Raw genomic sequence first — 23,915 nt, forward strand, 5'->3', positions numbered from 1 at the left:
ATCTTTCTGGCAAAGACGGTCAAATCAGCTTAATCTCCGCGCGGTTTAAGAGGATTTACCGATCGGCATGCCGACACCTGCATCCAAGCGAAGCTATCTGATCATGTCGGTTGCCGTGGCCGGCCTTGCCGCGTCGGTGATCGGCGTATCGGGGCGCGTGTCCGCTCTGGCGCAAGAACAGCCGGGTGCCTCGCAACCGAACCCGCAGGCGACGGATGCGCCCGCGGTGGCTGTCGCACCCGATCCAGCTGTCGAGCTGGAGAAGAAGCGGGACCAGACTCGAACCGAACTGGATGCGTTGTCGAAGACCATCAACCTATCTTCCAGCAAGGTCGCGGAGCTGCAGAAGAGCATCGAGGATCTGGACAAGAGCACCAGCAGTGTCCGTCAGGCGCTGATCGATTCCGCCGCCCGGCGCAAGTCGCTGGAAAAGAAGATACTGGAAAGCGAGAAGAAACTCGCCGACCTCGGCGTCAAGGAGGATGCGGTGCGCCAGTCTCTGCGCGAGCGTCGCGGGGTGCTTGCCGAAGTGCTTGCGGCGCTCCAGCGAATGGGGCGCAATCCGCCGCCGGCGCTTCTGGTGACGCCCGACGACGCGCTTGCCTCGGTGCGCAGCGCCATCCTGCTCGGCGCCGTGGTGCCTGGTATCCGCAAGGAGACGGACAAGCTCGCCGCCGATCTCGGCAATCTGGCCTCGTTGCAGGCGGCAAGCGCTGCCGAGAAGGCCGGTTTGACGACGACGATAACGAACAGTCTCGAGGAGGAGCGGCGAATGGATTTGCTTCTCGCCGAGAATGAAAAACTGAGCCAGAGCAATACCGCCGAGCTCAACGCCGAGCGCCAGCGTGCGGAAGAACTCGCCGGCAAGGCGACCAGCCTGGAAAGCCTTGTGGCATCGATGGAAAGCGAGATTTCCTCGGTTCGCGAAGCCACCGCGGCGGCGCGTCAGGCGGAAGAGAATCGCAGGCTGTTGACGGATGAGCAACGCGCGCAGGCCAAGGCTCTGGCCGACAGCGGGGTGCCCGATAAAAACCGCATTGCGCCCGCATATCCGTTTGGAGAATTGAAGGCCAAGCTGGAGCTGCCTGTCGCCGGCGATATGCTGCGCCAGTTCGGCGATGCCGATGGAACAGGTCACGAGGCGATGGGCATAACGCTCGCGACCAATCCGGGAACGGTGGTTACCGCGCCCGCGGACGGCCTGATCGTCTATGCCGGCGCGTTTCGCAGCTACGGGCAGATGATCATCCTCGATGCCGGCGACGGATATCACCTGGTTCTCTCCGGAATGGAGACCATGAACGCGCGGCAGGGCAAGTTTGTTTTCGCTGGCGAACCGCTTGCGGTGATGGGTGCGAAAAGAGTGGCCAGTGCGACAGCATTGGCGCTGGAAACAAACCGGCCAACGCTTTACATTGAATTTCGAAAAGACGGAAAACCGGTCGATTCCCGACCATGGTGGACCGCTAGAGACACCGGAAAGGCACGCAATGATTCGTAGGGCTTCTCTTGTTCTGGTTGGCGCATTGATGGGTGCGACGGCCATGAGCGTCATCTATTCCGCCGGTGTGCCCGCGGAAGCGGCGGGGGCGTCGACCTACAAGGAACTGTCCGTATTCGGTGACGTGTTCGAGCGTGTTCGCGCCCAGTACGTGACGCCGCCGGCCGAAGACAAGCTGATCGAAAATGCCATCAACGGCATGCTGTCGTCGCTTGACCCGCATTCGAGCTACATGAACGCCAAGGACGCGGCGGACATGCAGACCCAGACCAAGGGTGAGTTCGGCGGCCTCGGCATCGAAGTCACGATGGAAGAGGATATGGTCAAGGTCATCACGCCGATCGACGATACGCCAGCCGCCAAGGCGGGTGTTCTCGCCGGCGACTTTATCTCCGAGATCGACGGGCAGTCGGTGCGTGGATTGAAGCTCGAGGATGCCGTCGAGAAGATGCGCGGCGCGATCAACACGCCGATCAAGCTGACGCTGATCCGCAAGGGCGCCGACAAGCCGATCCAGCTGACGATCGTTCGCGATGTCGTGGCCGTTCAGGCGGTCAAGTCGCGTGTCGAGGATGATGTCGGATATCTGCGCATCATCTCGTTTACCGAGAAGACCTATCCCGACATGGAAAAGGCGATCGAGAAGATCAAGAAGGCCGTTCCGGCCGACAAGCTCAAGGGCTATGTGCTCGATCTGCGTCTCAACCCGGGCGGCCTGCTCGACCAGGCGATCCAGGTCTCGGATGCGCTTCTGCAGCGTGGCGAAGTTGTTTCCACGCGTGGCCGCAATCCGGATGAAACCCGCCGTTTCAATGCCGGCCCGGGCGACCTGACGGACGGAAAGCCGGTCGTGGTTCTGATCAACGGCGGATCGGCTTCGGCATCCGAAATCGTCGCTGGCGCCCTGCAGGATCTGCGTCGTGCGACGGTTCTCGGCACGCGCTCCTTCGGCAAGGGATCGGTTCAGACGATCATTCCGCTGGGCGAGAACGGGGCTCTTCGCCTGACGACGGCACTCTACTACACGCCGTCGGGCCGCTCGATCCAGGGCACCGGCATCACGCCTGACATCAAGGTCGAAGAGCCGCTGCCTGACGATCTGAAGGGGAAGATGGTGACCGAGGGTGAATCCGCCCTGCGCGGCCACATCAAGGGCCAGAGCGAGACAGACGAAGGTTCGGGCTCCGTTGCCTACGTGCCGCCGGACCCGAAGGATGACGTTCAGCTCAACTACGCGTTCGACCTTCTGCGCGGCAAGAAGACGGACCCGTCCTTCCCGCCGAATCCTGAAAAGGCCGTCAGCGCCAAGTAACAATCAGACGAGGCGTCAGGCCGGATGATGATCCGGCCTGACGCCTTTTTGCTGTCCGGATGATGGAAGCAGCCGAAGAATGAACACCGATCCGCACGCGCCCCTTGGACAGAACCGCAAGCCCGGCGGCAAGCGCCCCGGCGTCTTGCGCATGGGGCGGGTGGTCGCCGGGCTATGTCTCGTGCTGATCGGCGGCTTTTCGCTCTATACCGCATTTCGCGGAGACGGCCTGGAGCGCGAGACGCCGCCCGCCAGCGGGCAGCCCTCCGTCGTTCCGACCGATACCGCGCAGCAGCCCTCCTCCCCGGATGCGACGCCTCCCGGCGGAATTGCGCGCAGCGACCCGCGGTCCGGCGCCAATGTCGAGCGGACGACCATGGGCGACGGCTCGGTGGTGACCAAGTACAGCCCGAAACCCCGCGACGGAAACGGCCCCGTCCTGGTCGATGCCATGCAGGTGGGGCAGGATCCGAGAATGGCCGCGCTACCCAACGATGCGCTGCTCGAGGCGTCGCCATTCGGACGGCTGCCGATCATCGGTCCCGATGGTCGCCGCCCCATGGATCAATATGCGCGGCCATGGTCGGGCGCGCGGGGGACGCGGATCGCGATCGTCGTCAGCGGTCTTGGCCTTAGTCAGACCGGGACGCAAAAGGCGATCCAGACGCTGCCCGAGGAGGTGACGCTGGCGTTTGCCGCCAGCGGCAATAGTCTGCAGCGCTGGATGCAGGAGGCGCGCCGCTCCGGCCATGAGATCATGATCCAGGTGCCGTTCGAGCCCTTCGATTATCCGGCGAACGATCCTGGGCCGGACACGTTGCTGACGTCGAAAAGCGTGGCCCAGAATATCGAGAGCCTGCACCGGGCGATGGGTGAGATCACCAACTATACCGGCGTGCTGAACTATCAGGGCGGCCGTTTTCTCTCGGATGCGAATGCGCTGGAGCCTGTCATGCGTGACATCGGCAAGCGCGGACTGCTGTTTCTCGACGACGGCACCTCGGCGCAGTCGAAGACCGCGGCGGTCGCCAAGGGTACGGAAACGCCCTACGCCTTCGCGGACGTGCAGCTCGACGGGCAGGTCGATTTCAACGCGATCACCAACAAGCTCGACGAGCTCGAGCGCGTGGCCAAGCGCAACGGACAGGCGATCGGCGTTGCCGCGGCATTTGACGAGAGCATCGACGCCATTTCAAAATGGACCGAAGAAGCGGCGATGCGCGGCATCGAAATCGTTGGGGTTGCCGCGCTCGCCAACGATCTGAAGAAACCCTAGCAGAGATAACCATGAGCCAATCGACCGTTAAAGCCGAAGATCTGCCCTATCGCCCCTGCGTCGGCGTGATGATCCTCAACCGTGCCGGGCTCGTCTGGGCCGGTCGCCGGATTCCGGCGGAGAATTCGGAATATGACGGCTCGCCGCAGCTCTGGCAGATGCCGCAGGGCGGCATCGACAAGGGCGAGGACCCGCTGACGGCGGCCTATCGCGAGCTCTACGAAGAGACGGGGATGAAGACGGTGACGCTGCTTGCCGAAGCGAAGAACTGGATCAACTACGATCTGCCGCCGCAGCTGATCGGTATCGGACTGAAGGGCAAGTTTCGCGGACAGACGCAGCGCTGGTTCGCCTTCCGTTTCGAGGGTGATGAGAGCGAAATCGCCATAAACCCGCCGCCCGGCGGACATTCGGCGGAATTCGATGCTTGGGACTGGAAGCCGATGGCGGAGCTGCCGGGACTGATCGTGTCCTTCAAGCGCGGCGTCTACGAACAGGTGGTCGGCGAGTTCGGGCATCTCGCGGGATTGCCCGCTGCCTGATTGGATGGCTGCCGATGAGAGCCGGCAGCCAGAGGCGGCCGGCTCCCGTTGCGTGATTATTCGGCTTCGTTGGCCGAGTCGGCATTCAGCTGGCCATACTTGGCTTCGCCGATCTTGCCGAGCAGCTCAAGCTGCGTTTCGAGGAAGTCGATGTGGCCTTCCTCGTCCATGAGGAGCTCTTCGAAGAGCTTCATGGAGACGTAGTCGCCTGCCTCGTGACAGATGTCGCGGGATTTCTTGTAGGCGGTGCGGGCGTCGTATTCGCCGGCGAGATCCGCTTCCAGAACTTCCTTGACGTTCTGGCCGATGCGCAAGGGCGCAAGCGTCTGCAGGTTGGGGTGGCCTTCGAGGAAGATGATGCGTGCAACCAGCTTGTCGGCATGCTGCATCTCTTCGATCGATTCAGCCCGCTCCTTCTTGGCGAGCTTGGTGTAACCCCAATCCTCAAGGAGCCGGTAGTGAACCCAATACTGGTTGACAGCACCGAGTTCCAAAAAGAGGGCTTCGTTAAGCCGCTCGATGACTTTTTTGTCGCCTTTCAATGTCCGCTCTCCTGTTTTCTTCATGGAAGTTTCTGAGGCGAGACATGAAATCAAATATTTCGGCATCCGTCGAGTGCCGACGGGCGTGATAGTCCTCGGTCGTCTGAATGATGATATCGACCACGTTGGGGAAGCAACCGCAACAGCGACCGCGTTTCTCCATGGCGTGGTAGACTTTCGCAGGGACAATGAGCTGCCAACAGTCCTCATCGAGAAGGCTGTTGATAACCTCCCGGATCTCGGTGTCGGTTATATAGTTGCAACTGCAGACAAGCACGTCTTCATTCCAAACATGACAATGACTATCGTCTTTTTGCTAAAGAAGACGCTTGTTGTCAAGAAAGATTCATAATCTGCCGCTTCCGCTTTGCCCGCCAACCGGGTGGCTTTTGATCCAGCCGAAGCGGGCGCCTCTTTGTTTGCGGGTATCGGAGAGCACCGTCTATTGAAAATCAATGAAAATTCCGGCCCTTCGGCATGACCGACGCCGTTGCTTCATCCCGGCTGCAGTTATCCCGCCTGGTCATTCTTTTTTCCATCACCGCCTTTTCCAATGTCTCGTTGAGCTTCTTCTGCCGGGGGTCGGCGGTTGGCCGGCGTGCTTCGTCCGAGCGGTCGCAGACGCCGAAGCGATCCGCTTCCTTCTGTAGCAGCCCCAGGGCGTGCGTCATGTCCTCGATGTGATCGACGACGGTATGGATCACCCCGCTCTGGCTCTGCAGCTTGCCGCGGATCTTGACGAGCCGGGCGCCCATGACGATGGCGCGGTATTTCTCGAAGGTCTTCGGCCAGACGATGGCATTGGCGACGCCGGTTTCGTCTTCCAGCGTCATGAAGATCACGCCCTTGGCGGAACCAGGGCGCTGGCGCACCAGGACAAGGCCGGCGATCGTCACCCAGCGGCCGTTCGGCACCCTGAGCAGGTCGACGCTGCGGGTGATGCCGATGCCGCGCAGTTCGTCGCGCAGGAAGGACAAAGGGTGCGCCTTGAGCGACAGCGACAGATACCTGTAATCCTCTACCACCTGTTCGCCCGGCAGCATTTCAGGCAATTTGGCTTGCGGCTCGACCTGCAGGTCGAAATGGGATGCCTGATCGAATAGCGGCAAGCGCTCGACGGCACTCTTCACATCCAGCGCGCGGACCGCCCATAGCGCTTCGCGCCGGGAAAGGCCGATGCTGTTGAAGGCATCCGCATCCGCCAGCCGCTCGATATCCGACTTGTCGAGGCCCGAACGCAGCCAGAGATCGCGGATGGACATGTAGCCGCCTCCCCGGTTCGCCACCAGCTTCTCCTTGATCGATGTCTCCGACAGTCCCTTGACCTGGCGAAAACCCAGGCGCACAGCATGGTTGGCCTTGATGACATCGCTCATCTCGCGATGGCGAAAGTCGATCCGGCGGCTGTCGAAACGCCCCTCTTCCAGCAGGCAATCCCAATCCGAGCTGTTGATGTCGACCGGCCGGATCTCTACCCCATGCTCCCGTGCATCGCGAACCAGCTGCGCCGGCGCGTAGAAGCCCATGGGCTGCGAATTGAGTATGGCCGCGCAGAAGATATCGGGATAGTAGGCCTTCATCCAGGAGGAGGCGTAGACGAGCAGCGCGAAGGAGGCCGCGTGGCTTTCGGGAAAGCCGTACTCGCCGAACCCCTTGATCTGGTTGAAGCACTGCTGGGCAAATTCCCGAGGGTACTTCTTGGATACCATTCCGTCGATGAAGCGCTGTTCGAAATTGCCGATGGTGCCCGTCCGCTTGAACGTTGCCATGGCGCGGCGCAGTTGGTCAGCCTCGGCAGGCTCGAAACCGGCAGCCGTGATGGCGATTTGCATGGCCTGCTCCTGAAAGAGCGGTACTCCAAGCGTCCGCTCAAGGACGCCTTCCAACTCCGGGCTCGGATAGTCGATAGGGATACCTTTCTGTCGTTGCTCTCGTCGCTTCAAATAGGGGTGGACCATGTCACCCTGGATCGGCCCGGGTCGGACGATGGCAACCTCGATGACGAGATCGTAGAACACCCTTGGTCGCAGGCGCGGCAGCATGCTCATCTGCGCCCGGCTTTCGATCTGGAAGACGCCCAGCGTGTCGGCCCGGCACATCATGTCGTAGACCGGCGCCTCGTCCTCATGCTTGTCGTTACCGAGATCGGCCAGCGTCTTCTTCACGTCGTAATGCAGCAGAAGAAGATCGAAGGCCTTGCGCAGGCAGGTCAGCATGCCGAGCGCGAGAACATCGACCTTGAGAATCTTCAGGTTGTCGAGATCGTCCTTGTCCCACTCGATCATGTAGCGGTCCGGCATGGCCGTATTCATGATGGGAACGACCTCGTCGAGGCGATCGCGGGTGATGACGAAGCCACCGACATGCTGGGTGAGGTGGCGGGGGAAGCTCAAGAGTTCGGAAGCGTATTGCAGGACGTGGTTGGTTACGGGGTTTCCGGTGTCGAGGCCGGCGGCCCTGGCTTCCCGCTCGGACAGCTTGTCATCCGACCAACCCCAGACCAGGCTGCCGATCGCCGATTGCACATCCTCCGACAAGCCGAATGCCTTTGCGACCTCGCGGCCTGCGGAGCGGGTGCGGTAACTGGTGACGGCGGCCGTCAGTCCGGCGTGTTCCTTTCCATAGCGCTTGTAGATGTGCTGGATGACTTCCTCGCGCCGATCATGCTCGAAATCGACGTCGATATCGGGTGGCTCGTCGCGGTCCGTCGACATGAAGCGATCGAAGAGAAGCACGCTTTTCTTGGGATTGACCTCGGTGACCTCAAGGCAATAGCAGATGACCGAATTGGCGGCCGAACCGCGACCCTGGCAAAGGATCTTGAGCTCGTAGCGGGCATGCATGATGATCCGGTGCACCGTCAGGAAATAAGGTGCGTATTGCTTCTGCCTCACTAGGTCCAGTTCGTAGACGATCTGCTCCCGGGTCTTCTCCTCGATGCCCTCAGGAAAACGCCTTGCCGCTCCCGCCCATGTCAGGCGTTCCAACGTTTCGTAAGGCGTTTCGCCCGCGTCGTTCTCATCAGGATAATTGTGTTTCAGCTCGTCCAGGCAGAAATTCAGCCTGGCGAAGAATTTCTCGGTGTTTTCGACCGCGTCGGGAAAGTCGCGGAAGAGGCGCCGCATCTCGCGCTCATCCTTCAAGTAACGTTCGGCATTCGGCGCCAGCAGAAAGCCGGCTTCCGGGATTGGTACATGTTCCCTGATCGAGGTGACGATGTCCGACAGAGGGCGGCGGGTAGTATCGTGATAGAGCGGCTGATTGGAGGCGATGAGGGGGACGCGGTTGCGGGCGGCGAGGATTGCGATCACCGCGAATACGCGCCTGTCGCGACCGTCATAGGCTGATGTCATCGTCATGTAGAGCTTGTGACGGAAACGAACCCGGAGACGCCCGACGCAGGCTTCGAATGTGTCGCAACGCTGGGGATCGTCGGCAACAAAAGGATTGGGGACGACGGCCAGCATCATCTGGTCGCCCCATTCCATGAGGTCCTCTTCCATGAGGACGCAGTTACCCTTTTCCGCGCGCAGATTGCCGGCGCTCAGCAGGCGGCAGAGATGTGCCCAACCCTTTCGGTTTTGAGGGTAGGCCAGAATATCCGGCGTTCCATCCGAGAAAACCAGCCGGGCGCCTGGTTGCAGACGGACAGGATCAAGCACGTCTTCAGGCCTTTCTCCCTTTTCCAGCAGACCTTGCTCCTTTCGCTCGAACTTCTTTCGAAGGGCCTTTGCCTGGGCATGCGCCCTGACCACGCCCGCGACCGAATTGCGGTCGGCGATGCCGATGCCACCTAGCCCAAGGATTGCGGCCTGCAGCACCATTTCCTCAGGCTTGGAGGCCCCTTCCAGAAAGGAAAAGTTGGTCTTGGCGCCGATCTCGAAGAAAGCCCGTGTCATGCGAACATCCCGTGCATGTACCAGCTCTGCTTTTCGTCATGGCCATAAAGGCCCTCGCGATAAATCCAGAAGCGATGGCCCCGGTCATCCTCGACGCGGAAATAGTCGCGGGGCGGAGCCTGCGCGCTGTCGACCCACCATTCCATGGCCAGCCGCTCCGGTCCTTCGCTTTTGACAACCCGGTGGCGCATGCGGCGCCAGTGAAAATTGGCCGGCGCGCCGTCAGGTACCTCGATGGCGAAGGCGTCCATAGGCTCCGCTTTTTTCAGGAGGCGCGTGGGTCTTTCGCTGCGCGAGGGCAGTGGGTTTCCTTGCTCGATCCTCGCGGACAGGCCGTCGATGGCGGGAACCGAAGTCACGGCCCTTTCGGGCAGATGGCTCTCGCGCAGCTGGAAGGTCCGCAGGCAATCCGATCCCAATCGCGCGGAGACGCGATCGACGAAGGCGGCCAGCGACGCATCATTTTGCTGATGTCCCTCGAAATCGCTCTGGGCCGTATCGAATGTCTCGTGGCGAAGGACATTGAGGCGCAGGATCTCGAACCCGTAGCCGGCGTCGAGATCGTCATGGACGGCCTGCAGGCGTTCGGCGAACAGGACGGCGATGCGCCTGGGCTCCCGCAGCGGCCTCGTCGTGCCGGCCGCGATGCGGAATACCTTGCCATCGACGCGAAACAGGACGAGTTCGAAAACGCGTCCGCCGACACCGCGTGATTCCAGCGAGGGTTTCAGCGCATGGGCGATCTGATCGGTCACGGCGAGAATCTCTTCTTCCGCCGCGACCGGTTCCATCAAGCGGCGCTCTGCCGAGAGGCTGGCGACAGGCAGACGCGGCGATATCGGCTCCTCGTCCGTTCCAAGCACCTGGTCAAGCCGCAACAGCACGCTTGCGCCGAAACGGCGGGTCAGCGGCGCGCGCGGAGTTTCCATCAGGTCGCCAATATACTTCAGCCCCATCTTCGTGAGGGCTGTGACCGTATCGTCCGAGAGGCGAAGTGCTGCGACCGGAAGAGGGGCGACGACCCGTTCCGTCTCGTCCTCTTCGATCACGCCTCCCTGGCCGAAGCGGCTGACCGCCCAGGACAGGCCGGGGGAGGAGGTGATCGCGCCACGGACGTCGATGCCCATTTGAAAGAGCCTGGACAGGATATCCTGGAGCAGCGCCTTTTCGCCGCCGAAGAGATGGGCGCAGCCGGTGATGTCGAGAAACAGCCCATCCCTGCCGTCGAGCGCCACCAGCGGCGTATAGCGGTCGCACCAGTCGGCGATGCCTTCGAGAAAGCGCAGGTCGGCGGCCGGGTCCTCCTCGATCACCTCGATCGTCGGGTGGATGGCGCGGGCTTCGGCGACCCCCATGTTCCTTTTCAGGTTGATCGCTTCGGCCGCCTCGTCCAGCGCCGTCAGCCGCATGGTGTTGGCATGACGGCCGGAGCAGACGATCGGCGACGTCTCAGGACGATTGCGCAAACGCCAGGCGAGACCCCACTTCTTCCTGGATATGCGGTCGGTCGGCAGATGCGGGAAATGCAGCGCCAGAATGCGCTGAGCGTTCGCCTGGAAAGTGAGTGTCGGCTGATGGGCGGACAGGGAAAAACCGGCGGTCATGGGGGTTCCACTCCAGAAGAATGGAGAAGGGAGCCGGGTTTCGGCTTTTCTCCAGGGTGAGGCGAAAGATCGGATTGCCGATGCTGCCGCCCAGCATCGAGCCATCGGGCAAGGGCCGCGCCGTGGATGGCGCGGGTTCGGCAAGGAAGCGGAAGATGGCGCTGCTGGCCTCTTCCTCCGCTGCCTGCCGCAACAGGAAAAGCGGGCGGCGCGATGCCTTTGCCCGCAAGTTGAGGCGGCGGCTTTCCGTCAGGCCGAAGGGCCTGGGATTGCCGCGAACCTCGAGAATGGTGGCCGGAAAGACGCCGCTTTCGACGGCGGTTTCCGCCAGCCATAGCGCGTCTTCCAGCTTTTTCGGGGCGGCGTGCAGAAACAGCCGCGGCTTCAGGCCGAAATCGCTCAAGCCGACGGCATAGGGCCGTCCCGCCTCCATCGTCGCCACTGTGTCGGCGATCCAGAGGATCGGCAGCTGACCTTTGGCGCCTTCCGCTTGCCCGTGCTGGAGCATGGCCGCGAGCGCCAGGACGAAGCCGCTGCTTGCGCCGGCATTGCGCAGCAACGTCGTACGGATCTCTGTCAGGCCATCGAGCGGCAGGCCGCCGTCGAGAGCTTCATCCAGAGCGGGGATGCCAAGCGGCAGGCGCAGGACGTCTTCGGTTTCACGCTTGTCGAGAACGGTGTCGGCCAAAGCCTGGTTCTCCGCCGCCGCCAATGCCGGAACCGGTTTTCCTTCAAGCTTCGCAATGGTTTCGCGGAGCGCAAAAAGCCGCTCGCGCGCCACGGCCGACTGTGCCACGACGTCACTCCATCTATCGGATGTTCCTATTATGTTCTTATGGATTCCAGAGCTCGACCGAAGAGTCAACAGCCGTTTGATGTGAATTTATTCCTGCCCTTGATTCCGCTCTCGAAAATCAGCTGCAAAGGCTCTATATGGGCGGCAAAGGAAAGGAGCTTTTATGGCTCGCATAGACCAGAGCGACAATTGGCAGGATCGCCACGCTCCGACAATCAGCACGTTCGAGTCCCTGGCGATGGAGGCTTACAGCCATCTGCCGGAAGAATTCCGTGCGCTGACCACCAATCTGACGATCGAAATCGAAGACTTCCCCGACGACGACGTGTTCGAGGACATGGCGCTGGAAACGCCCTTCGATCTGCTCGGCCTGTTCGAGGGCCGCGGGATTTCCGAACGCTTCACGCTGGAGACGGGCGAACTTCCCAACCGCATCCGCCTTTACCGGCGGCCTATCCTCGATTACTGGGCAGAGAACGACGAAACGCTGGGCGATATCATCACCCATGTGCTGATCCACGAGATCGGCCACCATTTCGGTCTCAGCGACGACGATATGGAGCGGATCGAGGCGAGCGCCGAAGAGGCGGCCGAGCGTTAAGTGGCCGGCCGCTTTGTCTGAGCGCTTACTGCTCGGAGAGCTTCATGTCGGGGTGGTAGTCCTTGCCTTCGACATGCTTGACGATTGCCTGGGCGCACATGACCTGGCCGGTCTGCGAGTTGAAAGTCATAGCCGGGGAGCCGTTCAGCGACCAGCCCTTGTTGAGGGCGTCGGTTACCCGGTGGCAGAAGGCGGCGTCGTCTTGGCCGGTCAGAAGGCGGTATAGCTTCATTTCATCGTCTTTCAGTTTGCCGTCGGGCCTTTCGCCTTCAGGCGTTCCGCAATCAGGCGGGCTTTATGAACCAGAGTTTCCGCCTGGACAAGATGCAGCCGCTCGATCATGCGGCCGTCGGCATTTATGACGTTGAGGCCATCCGTGGCGGGGTCGGCGAAGGCTTTGATGATCGCCTCAGCTTCGGCAATGGCGGATGAGTCCGGCCCGAAATGCCGGTTGGCGGGCTCGATCTGCGCGGGATTGATCAGCATCTTGCCGTCAAAGCCCATGGCGCGCGCCTCGGCGCACTCGGCATCGAACGCATCGATATTTTTGAAATCGTTGAAGACGCTATCGATCGCGCAGAGGCCGTAAGCCCGAACGGCCAGGATCACCTGCATCAGCCAGGGGACGAGATACTGCCGGCCGGGTTGCGGCAAGACGCCGGTTTCCTTTCTGAGGTCGTTGAGGCCGACGACGAAGCAATCGAGCCTTGAGCCCGCCGTTCGCCCTGCCTCGGCGATCGCCGCAGCATTGAGGATGCCGCGAGGCGTCTCGATCATGGCCCAGATGCGCACTTCATCAGGTGCATCGGCATCGGCGAGAAGATCCCCGGTCGCCATGATATCCTGCGGTTCGTTGACTTTCGGCAGCAGAACGGCGTCCGGCTCCAGCACGCTCACGAGCTCCATGTCGGCGCGACCCCAGCTGGTGTCGAGACCGTTGATGCGGATGATGCGTTCCTTGCCGTCGAGCGGTTTGCTTCGGAAGAAGGCGGCCAGGTTCTCGCGCGCTTCGGCTTTTTCTCCGGCGCCACGGAATCCTCGAGGTCGAAGATCACCGCGTCGCAATCGAGCTGATGGGTTTTTTCCAGGGCGCGAGGGTTGATCGCGGGAACGCTGAGCACCGAACGGCGCAGGTTCATCGAACGGGGAAGGGCAGACTGGTTCATCACGAATGTGTGTCAAGCTTTGTGACCGATGGCAAGACAACAAAAAGCCATGCTTATCTTGCAGAAGACAAGACGAAGGACCACATTCCTTTCCTAGAAAGGTTTCAAACCCATGCAGAATATTCGTTCCGTCTTCCTTTTGCTTGCAGGCGTCACCGCATTCGCAGCATTGGCGCTCTTCACCTTCTCGGTGACGCTCGCCGTCGGCGCCATCTTGACGGTGCTGATGGTCGGTCGCGCGCTCTCGCTGAAGATGAAGGCGGCCCCGGTCTGCGCAAGGGCGAAGTCCAAGACGCGCGATGGTCAGCCCATGCGCATCTGGAACGACGGTCGCGGCACGATCATCGATCTCTGATCGCGTTTTTCTGATCGCTTCTGGTCTGATCGCTTCTGCCAGCCGCATTTATTTCATTCGGTCTGTCGGCTGGCGTTTTGCTCGCGCGTCCTAGATGCAGCAAGGCTTTTGCCTGCAAAAGCATCACGCAATGGAGGACTGCATGGAAAGCGAAACGCAAACCGGCCAGATGGCCATGCCGCCGGTCAAGAACGGGCTTCTGCCCTACATCACCGTCGATGGCGCGCTGAAGGCGGCGGAATTCTACAAACGCGCTTTCGGCGCCGAGCAGGCGTTCGTCGTCCCGCCCGATGACAAGGGGCGTACGATGCATGTGCATCTCTATATCAACGGCAGCTCGCTGATGTTGAGCGACGCCTATCCCGAACACGGCCATCCCTTCCTGAAGCACCAGGGTTTCTCGTTGCAGCTCGTCGTCGACGATATCGATTTCTGGTGGGAGCGTGCGGTCAAGGCCGGCGTCGAGGTGGTCATGCCCGTCGAGCGCATGTTCTGGGGCGACCGCTATGGCCAGCTGCGCGACCCCTTCGGCGTCTCCTGGGCGATGAACGAGCCCGCCAAGGCTGGCTAGATCAGCCGCGCCCGGCCGGCTGAATCTTCAGGTGCGGGCCGGGGCTGCAGATTCCCCTTCATTTTGCCGGGAAACTGGACTAAACGCTGATCAACACACTATCTCTGCCGAACTGGAGGCCAGGCCATGGAAAAATTCACCAAGCTGACGGGCGTCGCCGCCCCTCTGCCGGTTGTCAACATCGACACCGACATGATCATCCCGAAGGATTACCTGAAGACGATCAAGCGCACCGGCCTCGGCAAGGGTCTCTTCGCGGAAGCCCGCTACAATGAAGACGGCACGCCGAACGAGGATTTCGTCCTCAACAAGCCGGCCTACCAGAACGCCAAGATCCTCGTCGCTGGCGACAATTTCGGCTGCGGCTCCTCGCGCGAGCACGCTCCGTGGGCGCTGCTCGATTTCGGCATCCGCTGCGTGATCTCCACCAGCTTCGCCGATATCTTCTATAACAACTGTTTCAAGAACGGCATTCTGCCGATCAAGGTCAGCCCGGAAAATCTGGAAAAGCTCTTGGACGACGCTTCGCGCGGCTCCAACGCCATCCTGACGGTCGACCTGGAAAACATGGAGATCACCGGTCCTGATGGTGGTTCGATCAAGTTCGATCTCGATGCCTTCAAGCGTCACTGCATGCTGAACGGTCTCGACGATATCGGCCTGACGATGGAGAAGGGCAAGGAAATCGACCAGTTCGAAAAGGCTAACGCCGCCGCCCATCCCTGGGCCGCCTAAGCGCATCGACAAGATTGCATGATCAAGCCGGTGGGTCCGTCCCGCCGGCTTTTCTTTGGCTTCAGAGCAGCCGTTCTCTCCACATCTTGAGCTTGTCCAGCGACACGCCGATGCCGCCGCAGACCTCGATCAGCGGGTTCTTGAAGCGGGCGAGGAGGTCGGGGTGGGCGTCGGCGACGGCAAGGGCGGCGCCGCAGGCGGGTTCGACGAGGATGCGGTAGGCGTCGGCGAATTTCAGGCAGGCGGCGACGGCTTCGGCGTCGGTCACCGTCACGCTCTCGATCGGATGATGCCTGGGAAGGTCGAAGACATGCTGGGCAACCTGGCGCGCGCCGAGCGAATTGGCGATCGAGGTGATGGCGGGCAGGGTGATGCGCTCGCCGGCGGCCAGGCTGGCATGGAAGGAGGCGGCACCTTCGGTCTCGACGGCGATGACGGGCACATTATCGAGGCCGTTGCGCTTCAGGCCGGCGACGATGCCGGCAAGCAGGCCGCCACCGCCGACACTGGCGACGACGCAATCGAATTCGGCGCCGTTGGCCACTACTTCGTCGATCAGCGTGCCGTGGCCTTCCCACAGCAGCGGATGGTCGAAGGGGTGTACATAGGCGGCCTTGCGCTCCGCGGCGAGATTGACCGCATGGGCGTTGGCCTCGTCGAAGACGGAGCCATGGACGAGGACAGCGGCGCCGGTGGCTGCGATCGAGCGGCGCACCTCCTCGGAGGTGGTTTCCGGCACGACGATGGTGACGGGAACGCCTAGCGCGCGGCCGGCATAGGCGGCGGCGATGCCGGCATTGCCGCCCGAGGCGCAGAAGATCTCCTTCGCGCCGTTTTCCACCTCGTGCTGGCACAATCTGCCGACACCGCGCAGCTTGAAGCTTCCCGCCGGCTGCAGCGCATCGAGCTTCAGCCAGAGCGGTCTGTTTGCGGCGCTATAGTCCGCTGATGTCAGGAAGAGCGGGGTGTCGAGATGGAGCGGTGCGGCGGGCATGGCTGTTTTCCGGATCATGGTCACGATGCCCTTCTTGTTGCCCAGGCAAATCGCGGGGTCAACCGATCGTTCAACTCTGGCGTCAACCGTACCGAAACGGCCTCTTCGTCGCTTGAAATGCCTTCTGTCGAGGGATAATAAGCCGCAACTTGGTTTTCTCGGAGGGTTTCATGACGACGCGCAATCTTTTCCTGCTCCCTGGTGACGGCATCGGTCCCGAGGCCATGGGCGAGGTCCGCAAGATCATCGCCTACATGAACGAGGAAATGTCTGCCGGTTTCGTCACCGACGAAGGTCTGGTCGGCGGCAGCGCCTATGACGCGCACGGCGCGGCGATCTCCGAAGCCGACATGCAGAAGGCACTGGCCGCGGATGCGGTTCTCTTCGGCGCCGTCGGCGGCCCGAAGTGGGACGACGTTCCCTATGAAGTGCGCCCCGAAGCCGGCCTGCTGCGCCTGCGCAAGGATCTCGAGCTGTTCGCCAACCTGCGTCCGGCCATCTGCTATCCGGCGCTCGCCGCCGCTTCCTCGCTGAAGCCGGAGCTGGTCGAGGGCCTCGATATCCTGATCATCCGCGAATTGACCGGCGGCGTCTATTTCGGCGAGCCGAAGACGATTACCGATCTCGGCAATGGCCAGAAGCGCGCCATCGACACGCAGGTCTACGACACCTACGAGATCGAGCGCATCTCGGCCGTGGCCTTCGAAATGGCCCGCACGCGCCAGAACCGCGTCTGCTCGATGGAAAAGCGCAACGTCATGAAGTCGGGCGTTCTGTGGAACCAGGTCGTCACCGCGACGCACAAGGACAAGTATTCCGACGTCAAGCTGGAGCACATGCTGGCGGATGCCGGCGGCATGCAGCTGGTGCGCGCGCCGAAGCAGTTCGACGTCATCGTCACCGACAACCTGTTCGGCGACATGCTGTCCGACGTCGCCGCCATGCTCACGGGCTCGCTCGGCATGCTGCCGTCGGCTTCGCTCGGTGCGCCCGATGGCAAGACCGGCAAGCGCAAGGCGCTTTACGAGCCGGTGCACGGCTCAGCCCCTGACATCGCCGGCAAGGGTATCGCCAACCCGATCGCGATGATTGCTTCGTTTGCGATGTGCCTGCGCTACTCCTTCGGCATGGTCAAGGAAGCCGACAACCTCGAGAAGGCGATCGCCAACGTGCTCGACAAGGGCATCCGCACGGCAGACATCATGGCCGAAGGCGCCAAGAAGGTCGGCACGATCGAGATGGGCGAGGCGATCCTTTCCGAGTTCAAGGCGCTTTCCGCCTGATATTTCACGTGAAACACCTTTCAGGCCCTTCGCATCTGATGATGCGGAGGGCCTTTGCATTGAAGGCGTCCGCCGCAGCTCCTATCTCCCTTCTGCATTGAGAAAAGAGCGGGAGTGGAATGAGCGAGAGCATCGATCGCGGGCCGGGTTTCTGGGACTATCTGAAAAAGCGCTATGAGGCGCGCCGCACGATCCATCGTCGGGTTCCCTGGAAGGGTTTCGCTTTTTCCGCGATCAATGCGGTGGCCATCGCCTTCTTCGTGTTCGATCGCCCGCTCGGTATGGCCGCCAAGGATCTGGCGCCGCCGCTGATCTCGATCGCGGGCGATGTCACGGATATCGGCAGGTTTGCCTGGATTCTCGCGGGCCTTTCCACCATCCTTGCGACCGCCTACCTGGTCCGCCGGCGCCTGTGGAAGGTGCGCGGACGGTTCAGGATGATCTATTTCGGGCAGATGACCGCCTATGTCGTGCTTTCCGTCCTGTTCAACGCCATTGTCGCGAATCTTCTGAAGTTCATGATCGGGCGGGCGCGGCCGCTGATCTACGATCAGGAAGGCATCTTCAGTTTCGTGCCGTTCAACCTGGATTTCCTGTACCAGAGCTTTCCATCCGGCCATGCGGCCAATATCGGCGCGCTGTTCGTGGCGCTGGCGCTGCTTTTCCCGCGGTTTCGTCTCGGCTTTATCGGCATCGGCCTCTGGCTCGGGGTTACGCGCGTGATCATCGGCGTGCATTACCCGAGCGACGTTGCCGCCGGGTTGGCGCTGGGTGCGTGGATCGCCTTTGCCACATCGATCCTGTTTGCGCGTTTCGGTCTGGTGTTTTCCATCGGCCGCGATGGCGGGTGGCCGACACCGAGGCTTAGCCGCCTGCTCTAAACGTCCGTAAAAAATCTGTATTCTGCTTCTGCTAGGTCTCGGTCGTTGATCGACAACCCCTGACCCGGATAGCCGACAGATATGAGATCTTTTCTCTCGTCCCTCGAGAAACGCAGGCTTCGTTGCTCTCACGGCAGGCCGCGTCTGCGTTGGCGGTCCTGTCTTTTCGTCACGGTCAATGCCGTGATCATTTCGCTTCTGTTGTTCGATGATCCTGTCGGCGGTGATCAAGTGCCGGCGGCCGTTCGCAGGATCGGAATGATGCTGACCGACTTCGGCAAATCCGATTGGATCATCATCGTTAGTGCCTTCCTGTTGTTCCAGGGCTGGGCCGCGTCGCGGACGGCGACAAACATCCGGCACCGCCTGCAGGCGCTGAGGATCAGCTGGATCGGCTGCTATCTCCTGACATCGATCGCGCTGTCGGGATTGGTCGCCAATCTCCTCAAGCGGGTGATCGGGCGGGCGCGGCCGGAGCATTTCCAGGACGAGGGAATTTTCTTCTTTTCGCCCTTTTCCGGCGCTTCCTTCGAGAGCTTTCCATCCGGGCACGCGACGACGATCGGCGCCTTCTTCGCCGCCTTCGCACTGCTGTTTCCGCGCTATCGCTTCGCCTTCATCGCCTTCGCGCTGTGGTTGGGGATGACGCGGGTGATGGTGGGGGTGCACTATCCGAGCGACGTGATCGCCGGTCTGGCGCTTGGTGGGTGGTTCTCGACGATGATCGCCATCGTCTACGCACGCCACAATCTGCTGTTTCGCCCTGGCATCGATGGCTGGCCGGAGCCCAAGCGGCTGTTTCCGTCAATAGAAAACCCGGCGCCTTTGGAGCGCCGGGCCTGGTCTGTCATAAAAGGCATGGTCAATCCATGGCGTGGATATCGCGGTCCTTGGTTTCCGGCAGGAAAATCAGGCCGATCAGAAGTGTGATCGCGGCGAAGATGATCGGATACCAGAGGCCGAAGTAGATGTCGCCGGTGGCGGCACTCATCGCGAAGGCCGTTGCCGGCAGCAGGCCGCCGAACCAGCCGTTGCCGATGTGATAGGGCAGCGACATGCCGGTGTAGCGGATGCGGGTCGGGAAGAGTTCGACCAGCAGGGCGGCGATCGGGCCGTAGACCATGGTCACATAGAGAACCAGCACGAACAGGATGGCGATGGTGCCGATCCAGTTGACGCGGGCCGGATCGGCCGCCATGGCGAAGGTACCGCCGCCGGCGACATTGTAGACCGCCATGTCGGTGACACCGTTGGCTTCATCCGCCATCAGCAGCTTGGCCGCCACCAGCTTGTCGGCGGGCATGGTTTCCTTGGCGCCCGAGCGGATCGCGTCGGCGTTCAGGGCAAGCTCCGGATTGGCGGCGATGAAGGCGTCCAGCTTCGCGTCCGGCACCTTGATGGCGCCGCGGTTCAGCGGGTAGCCTCCGTCATGGAGGGCGATGTTGATGCTCTTTTCGAAGGCCGCCGTCAGGCCCTTGGCCTTGTCGCCGGCCGCGACGGCGTCGAAGCTGGTGATGGTTTCATTGCCGATCTTGACTGTTGCCGGCTGGCCGGCAGGGCCGGGCACAACGTCATAGGGTACCGAGTTCTTGGTCAGGAAGGCTGTCGCCACGTCGCAGGAACTGGTGAACTTGGATGTGCCTGTCGGGTTGAACTGGAATTTGCAGTCCGCCGGATCGGCCGTCACCGTTGCCCTGACGGAGGCCTGGGCTTCGGCGAGCGCCGGGTTGGCGGTCCAGGTCAGGGCCTTGAACAGCGGATTGTAGGTGACGGCCGCGATCAGCAGGCCGGCCATGATGATAGGCTTGCGGCCGATCTTGTCCGACAGGCCGCCGAAGATGACGAAGAAGGGCGTGGCGAGAATGAGGGCGACGGCAACCATGATGTTGGCCGCCTGCAGATCGACCTTCAGGACGTTCTGCAGGAAGAACAGGGAGTAGAACTGGCCGCCGTACCAGACGACCGCCTGGCCCATGGTGGCGCCGAGCAGCGCGATGATCGCGATCTTGGCGTTTCTCCACTGGCCGAAGGCTTCGGTCAGTGGCGCCTTCGAACCCTTGCCTTCCGCCTTCATCTTCTGGAAGGCGGGCGATTCGTTCATCCGCACGCGAATCCAGACGGAGACGCCGAGAAGGATGACCGAGACCAGGAACGGTATGCGCCAGCCCCAGGCGGCGAAGGCCTCCTTGCCCATGATGTACTGGACGCCGACGATGACGATCAGCGACAGGAAGAGGCCGAGCGTCGCGGTGGTCTGAATCCACGACGTGAAGTAGCCGCGACGGCCGTTCGGCGCGTGCTCTGCCACGTAGGTGGCGGCCCCGCCATATTCGCCGCCGAGCGCCAGGCCCTGCAGCAGGCGAAGCGCGATCAGGATGATCGGGGCGGCGATGCCGATGGTGGCGGCACCCGGCAGGATACCGACCAGGAAGGTCGAGAGACCCATGATCAGGATCGTCACCAGGAAGGTGTATTTGCGGCCCACGAGGTCGCCGAGGCGACCGAAGACGAGCGCGCCGAACGGGCGCACCAGGAAGCCCGCGGCAAAGGCCAGCAGCGTGAAGATGTTGCGGGTGGCTTCCGGATATTGGGTGAAGTAGGTCGCGCCGATATAGGTGGCGAGGGAACCGTAGAGATAGAAGTCGTACCATTCGAATACGGTGCCAAGCGAGGAGGCGAAGATGACCTTCTTTTCCTCCGATGTCATCGGTCCGGCTTTGGCGCCCCCGACGCTTGCGACATTTGCCATGTTCTGTCCTCCACAGAATGATCTGAACGCGGCGCGCGACCATACTCTCCTCAAAGCATACCCCTGGTCGCGGCTCGCCTGACGGGACTGTGACAGAAAAGCGGTTCATTACGGAGAGCGGCTTTGGGATTATGACTTTAGTCTAAGGCGTTGCAGTTCAAGGCTCTCCCGCCGCAGCGCCCTTCCGGGCGCGAAAAAAGCCGGATGGCGGACCATCCGGCTTCTAGCGTTTTCGCGAAGTGCCTTTCTTAGGCGGCTTCGGTCGTGTGTGCCTTGCGGACTTCCTCGTCCGTCAGGATACCGCTTGCCCGCAGGAGGGCGGCGAAGCGGCCGTTGCTCTGGCTGAGCTCGTCGAAGCTGCCTTCTTCGACGACGCGGCCGTTGTCGAGGAAGAGAACCTTGTCGGCTTCGCGAACCGTCGACAGACGGTGGGCGATGATGAAGGTGGTGCGGTTCTGACGAAGATTGTCGATCGCAGCCTTCACGCGGTTTTCGGTCTCGACGTCCAGCGCGCTGGTCGCCTCGTCCAGCACCAGGATCGGCGCATCCTTGAGGATGGCGCGGGCGATGGCCACACGCTGGCGCTCGCCACCCGAAAGCCTGTTGCCGCGCTCGCCGACATGGGTGTCGTACTGGTCTTCGCGGGTCTCGATGAAGTCGGCGGCGGCTGCGGCTTCGGCCGCACGGCGCATGTCTTCATCCGAAGCGTTCTCCCGGCCGAGGCGAATGTTGTCGCTGATCGAGCGGTTGAGCAGGCCGGCGTCCTGGAACACGGTGGCGATATAGCGACGGAGCGACTTGCGGGTGATCTTCGTCGTATCGTGGCCGTCGACGAGGATCTGGCCGCTGTCGGGGTCGTAAACGCGCTGCAGCAGGTTGATCATCGTGGTCTTGCCCGAGCCGGTTGGACCGACGATCGCAACCGTCTGGCCAGCCTTGGCGGTGAAGGACACGTTATGCAGGCCCTGTGCCGTGTTGCCGAAGCGGAACGACACGTTGCGGAACTCGACTTCGCCCTTCACGTCGGTGATGTCGGCATTGCCGGCGGGCTCTTCGCGGTCGCGGACCGAGTCCTCGAGCGTATAGAAGTCCTCGAGCTTGGAACGGGCCTCGAAAATCTGCGAGGCGAACTGGCGCATCTGGTCGAGGCGCGAGATCAGCAGGTTGGCAAAGCCGATGAAGGCGATGACGTCACCGATGCGCAGCTCGCCGGCCTGGACCATGACGGTACCGATGACGAGAATGATCATCATGGCGATGGTCGAAGCCATGCGGTTCATCGCGCCGGCCAGCGCCCACCAGTCGAGAACCGGGTACTGGGCCTGCAGCAGGCGTTCGGTAAAGGACTTCAGCGCCTTGGTTTCGGCTTCGATGCGGTTGTAGCTGTGCAGCACCGAAACGTTGCTGATCGAGTCGCTGACATGCGAGAAGACCGTGTGATAGTGGTTTTCGACCGAAGCCTGGCCATCCTTGGTGCGGCTCATGACGAGACGGCCGATCATCCAGTAGGCGATACCAAGCACGACAAGCACCGCGGACAGGCGCACGTCCATCGAGATCGCCGTCGGGATGAGGATGGCGATGGCAACGGCGGTCGCAAGGTGATTGCGCATGAATTCGAGCCAGAGGCCGAACAGCGTCTCACAGGCGCGCAGCAGCGTATGCAGGGCATTGGACGTGCCACGCTGATGATGCCAGGACAGCGGCATGGAAATGATGCGGCCGAAAGCCTCGGTCAGAAGCGTGGCGCGGCGGCCATGCGCCAGCCGGTCAGCCTCGCGGGCGACCAGCACGAAGGCGATGGTGTTGAAGACGGCGAAACCGGCCCACATGAACAAGATCGGCTTGACCTCGCCTTTGCCGGAAATTGCATCTATAATGCGGCCGAAAAGGATCGGCTCGGCGATGGTGATCGCTGCGAGCACGATGTTCGCGATAACGACCAGGGATACGCGGAACTTATAGGCGCCAAGATAGCGCAAAGCTCTTGCATAGACCTTGAAAAGCGACACGGCGACTTCCTTTTTTGCATCTGCGAAATAGCGGATGTTGCGATGCTACGAAAACCTATCTGAACTGGCGATTAACAAGGCATTCATTGTTGGAATTTCGCCGCCGCGCGATGCCGCGTTCGCGAGCGGGAGGCCAGATGTGGTAAAATTTCTTAGTGAAATAAAAAGGCCCCTCATTTAACCCTTGCGTTGTCGCGTCAAACTGGCACAACCGTAAACGATATTCTGAGTTTTAATTTTAATTGCATCGATAACCGTTCGCTATCGGGGCAAATCCTGTCGCAGCGGCTTCCCTTGAGAGCCTGTGACGGGATGGGGGCATTTAGTGAATATTCATTCATTAATTCAATTACTTGTCGTCCTTGAAGAGTGCCGGAAGCCGGAAGCGGTGGTTGCCGAGCTGAAGCACGTCATTCAGTCTTACGGCTTCGAGTTTCATGGCCTGCTTCGGTATCCCAGGCATAGCGAGGATTTGACCGGGGCCGCGCTCGCCGGCGAGTGGCCCGAGGGCTGGCCGCAGGTCTATGTCGGCAAGAAATACATGCTGAGCGATCCGACGATCCGCTATCTGGCCTTCGCGCAGCAGCCATTCCGCTGGAAAGACGGGCTTGCGGCCTTCCGCAAGGACCCGCATTACCGCCGAATGGAGCAGGTGATGTCCGCGGCATCGGGATACGGCCTGAAGGACGGCTACATCTTTCCGATCCATGGGAGAAGCGGCGTGCTCGGCTATCTGAGCGCCGGCGGCAAGCCCGTCGACCTCTCTCCGCTCGAGATCACGCTGTTCGATGCGATCGCCAAGCGGGCCTTCTGGCGGCTTCTCGAACTGCGCGGCGAAGACGCTTCGGTGTCGGACGATCTACCGGGCGCCGACACGCGGCTGACGCGCCGCGAAATGGAAATCCTGCAGTATCTCGCCGAGGGAATGACGTCGGTCGAGATCGGGAAAATGCTGGAAATCTCGAACCACACGGTCGATTGGTACATGAACGGCCTGCAGGACAAGCTGAAGGCGAAGAACCGTCAGCATGCCGTCGCCGTCGCTTTCCGCCATGGGCTCATTTCGTAGTTTAGAGAAATTCAATTTGTCGTCATC

The 23,915-nt window shown here is 61.5% G+C and carries 19 protein-coding genes and 3 pseudogenes; 12 read left to right on the plus strand and 10 right to left on the minus strand.

The window, feature by feature from the left end:
- Nucleotides 1-67 precede the first annotated feature (67 nt).
- The 4 genes from P3R82_RS26190 to P3R82_RS26205 all read left to right on the plus strand — a co-directional run bounded on the left by P3R82_RS26190 (nucleotide 68) and on the right by P3R82_RS26205 (nucleotide 4,631).
- Complete coding sequence (locus P3R82_RS26190) at nucleotides 68-1,501, plus strand: murein hydrolase activator EnvC (protein WP_283195894.1); 1,434 nt, start codon at nucleotides 68-70, stop codon at nucleotides 1,499-1,501.
- Nucleotides 1,491-2,813 (plus strand): S41 family peptidase, encoded by a 1,323-nt coding sequence (locus tag P3R82_RS26195; protein WP_183900001.1) that lies wholly within the window; start codon nucleotides 1,491-1,493, stop codon nucleotides 2,811-2,813. The genes P3R82_RS26190 and P3R82_RS26195 overlap by 11 nt, the downstream gene beginning before the upstream one ends.
- A gap of 79 nt (nucleotides 2,814-2,892) precedes the next feature.
- Nucleotides 2,893-4,089 (plus strand): divergent polysaccharide deacetylase family protein, encoded by a 1,197-nt coding sequence (locus P3R82_RS26200; protein ID WP_283195895.1) that lies wholly within the window; start codon nucleotides 2,893-2,895, stop codon nucleotides 4,087-4,089.
- An 11-nt stretch (nucleotides 4,090-4,100) separates the two neighbouring features.
- Nucleotides 4,101-4,631, plus strand: coding sequence for an RNA pyrophosphohydrolase (locus P3R82_RS26205; RefSeq protein WP_283195896.1), 531 nt, complete (start codon nucleotides 4,101-4,103; stop codon nucleotides 4,629-4,631).
- A gap of 56 nt (nucleotides 4,632-4,687) precedes the next feature.
- Here P3R82_RS26205 and bfr read toward each other — a convergent pair whose 3' ends face one another.
- The 5 genes and pseudogenes from bfr to P3R82_RS26230 all read right to left on the minus strand — a co-directional run bounded on the left by bfr (nucleotide 4,688) and on the right by P3R82_RS26230 (nucleotide 11,472).
- On the minus strand, nucleotides 4,688-5,173 hold the full coding sequence (bfr, locus tag P3R82_RS26210; RefSeq protein WP_162698425.1) for a bacterioferritin: 486 nt from the start codon (nucleotides 5,171-5,173) through the stop codon (nucleotides 4,688-4,690).
- Nucleotides 5,139-5,512: pseudogene (locus P3R82_RS26215) on the minus strand ((2Fe-2S)-binding protein). The gene bfr and the pseudogene P3R82_RS26215 overlap by 35 nt, the downstream one beginning before the upstream one ends.
- A gap of 113 nt (nucleotides 5,513-5,625) precedes the next feature.
- Complete coding sequence (locus P3R82_RS26220) at nucleotides 5,626-9,072, minus strand: error-prone DNA polymerase (protein WP_283195897.1); 3,447 nt, start codon at nucleotides 9,070-9,072, stop codon at nucleotides 5,626-5,628.
- Nucleotides 9,069-10,481 (minus strand): DNA polymerase Y family protein, encoded by a 1,413-nt coding sequence (locus tag P3R82_RS26225; RefSeq protein ID WP_349294083.1) that lies wholly within the window; start codon nucleotides 10,479-10,481, stop codon nucleotides 9,069-9,071. The genes P3R82_RS26220 and P3R82_RS26225 overlap by 4 nt, the downstream gene beginning before the upstream one ends.
- Before the next feature lie 40 nt (nucleotides 10,482-10,521).
- A complete protein-coding gene (locus P3R82_RS26230; protein WP_283195898.1) occupies nucleotides 10,522-11,472 on the minus strand; it encodes a hypothetical protein in 951 nt (316 codons plus the stop codon).
- A 163-nt stretch (nucleotides 11,473-11,635) separates the two neighbouring features.
- On the opposite strand from P3R82_RS26230, the gene P3R82_RS26235 reads away from it, so the two are divergent.
- Nucleotides 11,636-12,073: a metallopeptidase family protein gene (locus P3R82_RS26235; RefSeq protein ID WP_183899995.1), complete on the plus strand. Its 438-nt coding sequence runs from the start codon at nucleotides 11,636-11,638 to the stop codon at nucleotides 12,071-12,073.
- 25 nt (nucleotides 12,074-12,098) lie between these two features.
- Here P3R82_RS26235 and P3R82_RS26240 read toward each other — a convergent pair whose 3' ends face one another.
- Together P3R82_RS26240 and P3R82_RS26245 are read right to left on the minus strand one after the other, a co-directional pair.
- Entirely contained in the window at nucleotides 12,099-12,305 is a 207-nt protein-coding gene (locus P3R82_RS26240; protein WP_018901046.1) for a DUF1737 domain-containing protein, read from the minus strand.
- 11 nt (nucleotides 12,306-12,316) lie between these two features.
- Nucleotides 12,317-13,239: pseudogene (locus P3R82_RS26245) on the minus strand (CoA ester lyase).
- 112 nt (nucleotides 13,240-13,351) lie between these two features.
- Between P3R82_RS26245 and P3R82_RS26250 the strand changes: the two are divergent.
- The 3 genes from P3R82_RS26250 to leuD all read left to right on the plus strand — a co-directional run bounded on the left by P3R82_RS26250 (nucleotide 13,352) and on the right by leuD (nucleotide 14,900).
- Complete coding sequence (locus tag P3R82_RS26250; protein ID WP_183899993.1) at nucleotides 13,352-13,594, plus strand: hypothetical protein; 243 nt, start codon at nucleotides 13,352-13,354, stop codon at nucleotides 13,592-13,594.
- 142 nt (nucleotides 13,595-13,736) lie between these two features.
- The gene (locus P3R82_RS26255) at nucleotides 13,737-14,165 is read left to right on the plus strand and encodes a glyoxalase/bleomycin resistance/extradiol dioxygenase family protein (protein ID WP_283195899.1); all 429 of its coding nucleotides are present in this window, start codon (nucleotides 13,737-13,739) and stop codon (nucleotides 14,163-14,165) included.
- A 126-nt stretch (nucleotides 14,166-14,291) separates the two neighbouring features.
- The gene (gene leuD / locus P3R82_RS26260; RefSeq protein ID WP_183899991.1) at nucleotides 14,292-14,900 is read left to right on the plus strand and encodes a 3-isopropylmalate dehydratase small subunit; all 609 of its coding nucleotides are present in this window, start codon (nucleotides 14,292-14,294) and stop codon (nucleotides 14,898-14,900) included.
- Between the two features lie 61 nt (nucleotides 14,901-14,961).
- Here the strand turns inward: leuD and P3R82_RS26265 are convergent, their stop codons facing one another.
- A complete protein-coding gene (locus P3R82_RS26265; RefSeq protein WP_283195900.1) occupies nucleotides 14,962-15,894 on the minus strand; it encodes a pyridoxal-phosphate dependent enzyme in 933 nt (310 codons plus the stop codon).
- Nucleotides 15,895-16,064: 170 nt separating this feature from the next.
- Between P3R82_RS26265 and leuB the strand changes: the two genes are divergently transcribed.
- The 3 genes and pseudogenes from leuB to P3R82_RS26280 form a co-directional block, all read left to right on the plus strand.
- Nucleotides 16,065-17,177, plus strand: a complete 1,113-nt coding sequence (leuB, locus tag P3R82_RS26270) for a 3-isopropylmalate dehydrogenase (protein WP_283195901.1) — start codon at nucleotides 16,065-16,067, stop codon at nucleotides 17,175-17,177.
- A gap of 119 nt (nucleotides 17,178-17,296) precedes the next feature.
- Complete coding sequence (locus P3R82_RS26275) at nucleotides 17,297-18,058, plus strand: phosphatase PAP2 family protein (RefSeq protein ID WP_283195902.1); 762 nt, start codon at nucleotides 17,297-17,299, stop codon at nucleotides 18,056-18,058.
- An 81-nt stretch (nucleotides 18,059-18,139) separates the two neighbouring features.
- Nucleotides 18,140-18,859: pseudogene (locus P3R82_RS26280) on the plus strand (phosphatase PAP2 family protein); the annotation flags it as partial.
- A 61-nt stretch (nucleotides 18,860-18,920) separates the two neighbouring features.
- On the opposite strand, the gene P3R82_RS26285 reads toward P3R82_RS26280, so the two are convergent.
- Together P3R82_RS26285 and P3R82_RS26290 are read right to left on the minus strand one after the other, a co-directional pair.
- Nucleotides 18,921-20,807 carry an MFS transporter gene (locus P3R82_RS26285; protein ID WP_283195903.1) on the minus strand — a complete coding sequence of 629 codons (1,887 nt, stop codon included), beginning with the start codon at nucleotides 20,805-20,807 and terminating at the stop codon, nucleotides 18,921-18,923.
- 248 nt (nucleotides 20,808-21,055) lie between these two features.
- The gene (locus tag P3R82_RS26290) at nucleotides 21,056-22,819 is read right to left on the minus strand and encodes a glucan ABC transporter ATP-binding protein/ permease (protein WP_283195904.1); all 1,764 of its coding nucleotides are present in this window, start codon (nucleotides 22,817-22,819) and stop codon (nucleotides 21,056-21,058) included.
- Between the two features lie 400 nt (nucleotides 22,820-23,219).
- Between P3R82_RS26290 and P3R82_RS26295 the strand changes: the two genes are divergently transcribed.
- Nucleotides 23,220-23,888, plus strand: a complete 669-nt coding sequence (locus P3R82_RS26295) for a LuxR family transcriptional regulator (protein ID WP_283196427.1) — start codon at nucleotides 23,220-23,222, stop codon at nucleotides 23,886-23,888.
- Nucleotides 23,889-23,915 lie beyond the last annotated feature (27 nt).

The sequence above is a fragment of the Rhizobium sp. AN80A genome, assembly GCF_030053015.1.
Classification (GTDB): Bacteria; Pseudomonadota; Alphaproteobacteria; order Rhizobiales; family Rhizobiaceae; genus Rhizobium; species Rhizobium metallidurans.

Coding starts and splice junctions, on each gene's coding strand:
- P3R82_RS26240 (WP_018901046.1), bottom strand. CDS start 12,305: ATGAAGCTATACCGCCTTCTGACCGGCCAAGACGACGCCGCCTTCTGC.
- P3R82_RS26255 (WP_283195899.1), top strand. CDS start 13,737: ATGGAAAGCGAAACGCAAACCGGCCAGATGGCCATGCCGCCGGTCAAG.
- P3R82_RS26235 (WP_183899995.1), top strand. CDS start 11,636: ATGGCTCGCATAGACCAGAGCGACAATTGGCAGGATCGCCACGCTCCG.
- P3R82_RS26285 (WP_283195903.1), bottom strand. CDS start 20,807: ATGGCAAATGTCGCAAGCGTCGGGGGCGCCAAAGCCGGACCGATGACA.
- P3R82_RS26190 (WP_283195894.1), top strand. CDS start 68: ATGCCGACACCTGCATCCAAGCGAAGCTATCTGATCATGTCGGTTGCC.
- P3R82_RS26200 (WP_283195895.1), top strand. CDS start 2,893: ATGAACACCGATCCGCACGCGCCCCTTGGACAGAACCGCAAGCCCGGC.
- leuD (WP_183899991.1), top strand. CDS start 14,292: ATGGAAAAATTCACCAAGCTGACGGGCGTCGCCGCCCCTCTGCCGGTT.
- P3R82_RS26250 (WP_183899993.1), top strand. CDS start 13,352: ATGCAGAATATTCGTTCCGTCTTCCTTTTGCTTGCAGGCGTCACCGCA.
- P3R82_RS26275 (WP_283195902.1), top strand. CDS start 17,297: ATGAGCGAGAGCATCGATCGCGGGCCGGGTTTCTGGGACTATCTGAAA.
- P3R82_RS26220 (WP_283195897.1), bottom strand. CDS start 9,072: ATGACACGGGCTTTCTTCGAGATCGGCGCCAAGACCAACTTTTCCTTT.
- P3R82_RS26265 (WP_283195900.1), bottom strand. CDS start 15,894: ATGCCCGCCGCACCGCTCCATCTCGACACCCCGCTCTTCCTGACATCA.
- P3R82_RS26225 (WP_349294083.1), bottom strand. CDS start 10,481: ATGCGGCTGACGGCGCTGGACGAGGCGGCCGAAGCGATCAACCTGAAA.
- P3R82_RS26205 (WP_283195896.1), top strand. CDS start 4,101: ATGAGCCAATCGACCGTTAAAGCCGAAGATCTGCCCTATCGCCCCTGC.
- P3R82_RS26195 (WP_183900001.1), top strand. CDS start 1,491: ATGATTCGTAGGGCTTCTCTTGTTCTGGTTGGCGCATTGATGGGTGCG.
- leuB (WP_283195901.1), top strand. CDS start 16,065: ATGACGACGCGCAATCTTTTCCTGCTCCCTGGTGACGGCATCGGTCCC.